The sequence below is a fragment of the Xanthomonas cucurbitae genome, from assembly GCF_002939885.1.
Taxonomy (GTDB): Bacteria; Pseudomonadota; Gammaproteobacteria; order Xanthomonadales; family Xanthomonadaceae; genus Xanthomonas; species Xanthomonas cucurbitae.
Genome location: NZ_MDED01000069.1, coordinates 1 through 6,337, shown reverse-complemented (window position 1 = coordinate 6,337; position 6,337 = coordinate 1). Strand labels below are relative to the sequence as shown.

At 56.1% G+C, this 6,337-nt stretch carries 5 protein-coding genes and 2 pseudogenes; 2 read left to right on the top strand and 5 right to left on the bottom strand.

Annotation, left to right across the window (positions count from 1 at the left end; translation table 11 throughout):
• Positions 1-240, top strand: a pseudogene (locus XcuCFBP2542_RS19865) (IS3 family transposase); the annotation flags it as partial.
• Positions 241-387: 147 nt separating this feature from the next.
• Here the strand turns inward: XcuCFBP2542_RS19865 and XcuCFBP2542_RS18375 are convergent.
• Positions 388-597: pseudogene (locus XcuCFBP2542_RS18375) on the bottom strand (IS3 family transposase); the annotation flags it as partial.
• Between XcuCFBP2542_RS18375 and XcuCFBP2542_RS18370 the strand changes: the two are divergent.
• A complete protein-coding gene (locus XcuCFBP2542_RS18370; RefSeq protein ID WP_425478059.1) occupies positions 584-916 on the top strand; it encodes a PDDEXK nuclease domain-containing protein in 333 nt (110 codons plus the stop codon). The pseudogene XcuCFBP2542_RS18375 and the gene XcuCFBP2542_RS18370 sit on opposite strands and share 14 nt — an antisense overlap.
• Before the next feature lie 102 nt (positions 917-1,018).
• Here the strand turns inward: XcuCFBP2542_RS18370 and XcuCFBP2542_RS18365 are convergent, their stop codons facing one another.
• From XcuCFBP2542_RS18365 to XcuCFBP2542_RS18350, 4 genes are all read right to left on the bottom strand, one after another.
• On the bottom strand, positions 1,019-2,794 hold the full coding sequence (locus XcuCFBP2542_RS18365) for an ATP-dependent helicase (protein WP_104605640.1): 1,776 nt from the start codon (positions 2,792-2,794) through the stop codon (positions 1,019-1,021).
• Complete coding sequence (locus XcuCFBP2542_RS18360) at positions 2,791-4,542, bottom strand: ATP-dependent nuclease (protein ID WP_104605638.1); 1,752 nt, start codon at positions 4,540-4,542, stop codon at positions 2,791-2,793. The genes XcuCFBP2542_RS18365 and XcuCFBP2542_RS18360 overlap by 4 nt, the downstream gene beginning before the upstream one ends.
• Before the next feature lie 88 nt (positions 4,543-4,630).
• Complete coding sequence (locus XcuCFBP2542_RS18355) at positions 4,631-5,689, bottom strand: hypothetical protein (RefSeq protein WP_211293034.1); 1,059 nt, start codon at positions 5,687-5,689, stop codon at positions 4,631-4,633.
• On the bottom strand, positions 5,686-6,285 hold the full coding sequence (locus tag XcuCFBP2542_RS18350) for a hypothetical protein (protein ID WP_211293033.1): 600 nt from the start codon (positions 6,283-6,285) through the stop codon (positions 5,686-5,688). Before XcuCFBP2542_RS18350 ends, XcuCFBP2542_RS18355 begins: the two co-directional genes overlap by 4 nt.
• Between the last annotated feature and the right edge of the window lie 52 nt (positions 6,286-6,337).

Genomic DNA, 6,337 nt, shown 5'->3' with positions numbered 1-6,337 from the left:
TGGTACAACAACGAGCACCGCCACAGTGGCATCCGATTCGTGACGCCGCACGAGCGCCATGAGCGACGCGACCAGGCCATCCTGGCCGCACGAGCGGACGTGTACCGGGAGGCCGCCATGCGTCATCCAAGCCGCTGGCGCGGACGCGCCACGCGTAACTGGACGCCTGTCGGCGCGGTTTGGCTGAACCCGGATAACGACGATAGGAAAGCACCTGATGACATGAAGTTGGCAGCATGAAATAGCGGACAACTATGTTGACAATCACCGCCTCGGTGAGGTGGACATGCTCACCAAGTTGGCCGGGCTACGGCAGCAGGAGCTCAATGCGCTGTGATACGCCCAGATTTCCGTAGACACTCAAGACCCTCGTTGCGCGTAGCGCCGTTAGAACTCTACATGCGATAGATCGCCAGTTGGACCATGACGGCGTTGTGGGTTGTAGAACATTTCGATGTAGTCGAACACCTCGGCGCGTGCGGCGTCCTTGGTGGGGTAGATCCGCCGCCTGATCCGCTCGCGTTTGAGCAGACCGAAGAAGCTCTCCACCGGGGCGTTGTCATGACAGTTGCCACGTCGACTCATGCTGCACACCAAGCTGCAGCGATTGGTGGCGGTGGAGTTGAAGGTAGGCGACTTCAAGGCGGCCTACAAAGGACAGATGGAGCTTTACCTTCGCTGGCTGGACAAACACGAGCGCGAGCCGGCTGAAGCCTCGCCGCTGGGGATCATCCTTTGCACCGGCAAGAAGCGCGAGCAGATCGAACTGCTGGAACTGGATAAGTCAGGTATCCACGCTGCCGAATACCTAACGACATTGCCGCCACTCGAAATGCTGGCCGAGCGGCTACAGCAGGCTACCGCACGTGCCCGGCTGCAAATTGAACAGCGTGACGACGACATAGCTGGGCGCTGATTCAGAGCCCCAAGTCGATCATGGTCAATATGCACGAAACACTCGTGCTCATCGGTGCAGGAGTGGCGCTAATGATGATCGACATGGCATTCTGCCGGGACCTTACAAGTCCCTCCTTGTATGAGCTACTTGACCAGCCGTCAGCACGGCAACGCAACGATCGGCGAAGGCGACTGGCACTGCAAGCACACCAAGATGCTGGGCGCGCGTCAAACCGACGTAGAGCACGCGCTTGGCCTCTACGTCGGCGCGTGCTTCCCACGACTCGAACAGAGCTTCACTCCGGTTTTCAGGAGCGCGATTGGGTGGAATCACGACGCACACTGCACCGTACTCACGGCCTTTCGCCTCGTGAATCTTGGCACATGCAAGGCCAAGAACGATCGGCATTTGAAGATGGTTCGACCATTGCGCATTGGTTGGCCGACGAAAGAAATTACGCACGGTCACGCCGGCTGGCAGCGGTAGTTCCATTCGTTCCATCTCCGCATGCACACAGGCTATCCAGGCGAGCCGATCAGCATCAGTATTCCCGCACTCTCTGGGAAGGCTCATTAGGAAACTCAGCGTACGTCTTCGATGTGCTCGCCGATCCATACCAAGCCGTTCGACGGTTCTCCATAGATGCTCGTTTGGTTGGCGTAGCCCCATGAGATCCAGAAGCACCGTTTCCACTACCTGAACCACAGCCTCTCTCGATCGCGCCGTCGCGGCGGGTGACCAGAACTCCGCCACTTTCCGAGCCAGCGACTCAATCCGCGAGCTTCCGTTCGAGTCATTGGTGGTCGCGCCCGCAGCCCGCTGCGCAACCTTGCCTGAATGCGCCAGGATAATAGTGTCCGTCAAATCCAAGCCAAGCTCAGCAACCCGATCAAGGAAAGCCTGACCGATCGTCGCTGTTGGGCCTCGGCCACCGTATGTCAGAAGCAAAACTGGATGTTCAACATTCGCGGTGTCACCGACAGACTGATCTACCTGACCAGCATTCCTAAGTGTGGCGGCTAACCGGCAGACCGCAGGGCTACTACGAAAATTGCCCGTTAACCCTCGATGCGATTCGACGGGGTAAGTCGCCTTGAATTCATGAACCCCTGCAGGATTGCCGTTACGAAATTCGTAGATTGCCTGGTCGGGGTCGCACACGAACGTGACATGTACGCCGTGCGCTCTGAGCCAAGACAGGATTTGCAGATCGAGCGGATTGCAATCCTGACCTTCGTCCACCATGACTTCGTGGAAACGTGCCGCCAGCGAGCGACCGAGTGCCCCGCCATTCACTGGATCACGAATCAGCCCCAACGTTTGAACGCGGGCGTCGCCGGCACTCATATAGCCCGCCTGCAACAAGCCACGTCGCCGGTGCGCCGCCACCTGTTGATATCGGACCTGATGCTGGCGCACATGATTTTGCAATCCGGCATGTCCGATCCTCTCTGGATCAATGATATTGGTTTCCGGGTCGAACAAATCTAGGCTTACCGGATCACCTCGAAAAGCGAATTGCCCAGACAGCCGGATTTCTATGCCAAGAGTGTCCCAACTATCGAGGATGATTGGTCGCGTCGGGCTGGTTGCCGCGCAGCTTGGCAGTACTACGAAATGCCTAACGAAAGCATCAAGCGTCCCCATGAAACTAGGATGCTTCAAGAGCGAGTTGAGCCCTGCGGCCTGGCAGCGTTCGCGAAACTCATCGACTGTAGAGTTTGTGAACGAGAGTACTGCCACACCACGGCGTGGTGGTAAGGTGGCGGCGATCCTAGCTAGGCGAGCAATGATCGTGCGGGTCTTTCCGGCGCCGGGACAAGCATGAACGAAGGCGCCGCCAACGTGTGCGGCAAATGCTTCCTGCTCTGCCGTCAGACCGTGAATGCCGGTCATGCTTGCGAAGCGCCACGAATTGCATCTGCGAGATAGGGCGGTACAACAAATGCTTCGCCCGCCGCAATACGTGAAGCGATGGCCTGGGCCAAGTCGCCCTTGCGGGTCTTTTTCGCCTCAATCAGCTTGAGAAATGCATCGGGACGGTCTTGCACTGCGATTCTCTCGATTTGATCCTCCCAGTCGCGACACGAGTTGCGATGCAGACGAAGAAACGCACTCTTGAGGAAGGCTTCGTTTCCAGCGCTGAAAATCTCGTGCTCCAACGTGTGCTGATTGGTTAGCACGGTCAGCGTCTGCGGTGCTCCATGCGTTGCAGCTAGGTTTTCCAGGTCAACCTTCCGATTTCCCAACACGGATGGGTCCGCGTCGGTGATCACAATCAGCCGGTCAGCGATGCGTGCATCGCCATGTGGGCGTAGCAGCACCTCTACATAGGGGCGGAAGTCCACACCTTCGATCGGCACGATGACCGCTCCCTTGAATCGGAGCCATCCATCGGCATCACCGACGAGAACAAGCTTCTGCGCCAATACTGGCAGCAGTAGCGCCTCCGCTATTCCTTCCACTAGGATGGCCCTATTGCCGAACAGCAGCGCGGAGCGCGTCACGTCCAGATAGCGGTTGATCTTATCCAGTGTCTTTGGCTTGAGCCCGATTTCGGCAATGGGCACACTGACCGATTCTGAAACAGTGACACCGTTTTGGTCGCGACGACGCGAGCGCATGACCACTAGATGCGTCGGAGAGACCCATGCCGTCAGGTTCGGCGAATGGGTCGTCACGACGATCTGGATGCGGCCTTCCGGCTTGCCAGGCTCGATGACACGATCAGTCGATTGGCGCGCTTGGTCTAGCAGGAATTCGAGCACAAGAACCTGCAACTGCGGGTGCAGATGCGCTTCAGGTTCTTCGACGAGAAAAATCGTGAGGTCGGCTTCCTTGGCTTTGGCCAGTTCGACCACCACCGTGGCCATATAGAGTAGATTGGAGTAGCCCAGACCAGAAGCCCGGATGTCTTCGGGCACTAGACCGGAATCGGCTAGGCGAAACCTCAAATCGCGGGCGACGTCCAGTAGGGTTTCGGCGCCGAAGTCCAACGCTGCCGTTTGCGGGCGGACCCCATTGGTCAGCAAACCTAAGGCGTTACCGATCTCCGTGTTCATCGTAGTCAGGATGTCAGGCCGGTCATCCGCGCGCCTGACGCCAGCGAGGAAATCTTGTTCTTGATCCTTTGGCAGGAAGTTGCGCAGCAGCGCCATGACCCGTGTACCGCTGCCAGTGCCAAGCGCCTGATGCGCATCGCGTAAGGGCGGCAGGTAGACATGCCGGATCAGTTCAGAGGAGCCAGCCTCCGGTTCGTTGGTGTCAAAGCGCCCGGCCCACACAGTGGTTTTGCCCCGCGGCGCGCGCTCGGACCGTGACTCATACCGATAGCCGAAGACGGCTTCGTTCTTGGTGGGATCAGGGGCTGCCGAGATCAGCAGTCCTTTCAGCGTGTCGCTGAGTTCTCGGAAAACGCCTTCGATCTGGAAGTTCGGGGCAGTCGCGTGGCGTCGTACATCTTCATCCTCCGGATACCGCTCCCGGCGTCCGCTCAACGGCAAGGTGAGTAACCGGATCGCATCTACGACGTTGGATTTGCCGCCATTGTTCTCACCGACCAAGACCGTCAGATCGGGACGGAGACTGACGGTCACATTGTCGCAAGACCGAAAGCGCGAAATTGTTAGCCCGCCCAAATACATCAAGCCTCCCTTGCCGACTCTAAAAGTCCAGACCAATTTTTAAATGCTTTTTTCCCTCGCGGTTGGCGGTCAACCGCGAGGGGCCGTACTAACTGTCCTTCAAAACGGTTGAAAACATGACTCGGTCAAGTTCCCAATAATCGAGCAAGCAATAGAGCATGCTACGAAGCTCAGGTGTCGCTGTCGTATCGGAAGAAAAATCCCTGCTCATCGCGAGTTGCTCGAACTCCTTCGCTACAGCGAAGAGTGTTCTGGCGACATCTTGCTTCGCAAAGAACTCGCCAAGGACGGCGGTATTAAGGTTCGCCAACTGTCGTTCAATGCTAGATCGGACTTGCCTGGCTGTCGCCGCACCATCGCTGGCGTGTTGCTCGATGAGTCCAATCGAGACATTCAATATCTTCTTGAGACCTGCACTACCTTTCGAGCCATAGGTGAATCCGTCCTTGATAAGTACACAGCGTTCCGATTGCTCATGGAACGAAATCTCCTTCATGCAAAAGTCAACTGCGATCCCAATGAACGAACAAACCATATACAGGCAGCGCAGAGCAACTTCACGCTGATTGCTCTTTGTTATTGATTGCTCCGCAAAGAATTTGCCTTGCATGAGCCATTCATTGCAACTGTCAAACGAAAGTGATTTCGCGAGCAAGCTTTTGGAATGAGCTATGCGACCACGCCAGTCACCATCCAGCTTGCTCAGAGAATAATCGTCAATCCTTGAGAAAAATTCTTCGTCAGAGAACCTCAGCGCGTTGGGGTCATCTGCCTTGTCCAGCTTACCCAGAAAGGTGCCATCGAGAACAAGGATTCCCAAATCTCGGCCAAAATCCTTTACTTCCTGACGTTTCTCCGTGGTCGCCACCACTGCGTTGGTGGCTTTGGTCGCAATGCGAAGCCCTTGAACCCAGAATATCCGCTCTATAGCTTGTGGCGTCTTCTTGTTTTTGGCATCCACGAGGGTGATTTCACGTGATACGGAAGACGTACGACTATAGAGCCACAGATCAATATCGGTGACGTCAAAACCTTCGTATATAAATGGAACCCCTCGCACCACGTAGTAGCCGGCTTTGAGGAAGTAGCTTCGCAGCAATTCCTCCATCCGGGGGCCTTTAAGCAAAACCTGCTGTCCCTTGGTCATATGCCTCCTCCTGTGCGGAGGATAGAGAGCATGTCATTGGTAGCCTTGGGGCTTGCCTTGATTTGTGCTCGCCTAACTTTCTCACGATTGTGTTCAGGGCCGTTGAATATGGTGACTGCCGCAGTCGGCAGTGAATTGAGAGAATGTTCGCTAACATCACCTTGCCTGATGGCTTGCAATGCAAGCTCACCAACTTCCGTTTTCAGCAACTTCAGCATTGGGCCGCTGCGACCTTTTTTGGAGCCATGCTTGACTTCGACGACACCCTTCAATTCCAGTACTTTGTAGTCCTGCGCAATGGCATTCACCGGTCCAACGCTTTCACCTCGAACCAGTGCGCTCAGTAGCGCGTCAACCATCTGAATCTGCCCCCTGGCATAGCTGCTCTTCGTCATCCCATAGGTCACGGAACTGACAAATGCCTTAGCCAGATCAAATGCGTCATCGACCATTGAGTTGCTGTACTTTGAGAAAGCGGACGGCAGTGTCAGAAACCCAGCATCCTCGGTCGAATTACTGACAACGCTGATATCAAACAACCCAATGGCAGCTACCTTTTTGGGTCTTCGCGGATCACTGTGGGTGCAATCGAGCATTTTCGGGTAGCGCGGGCAGGAAGCTGGCGATGATCTTGAGCCTCAGGAACTC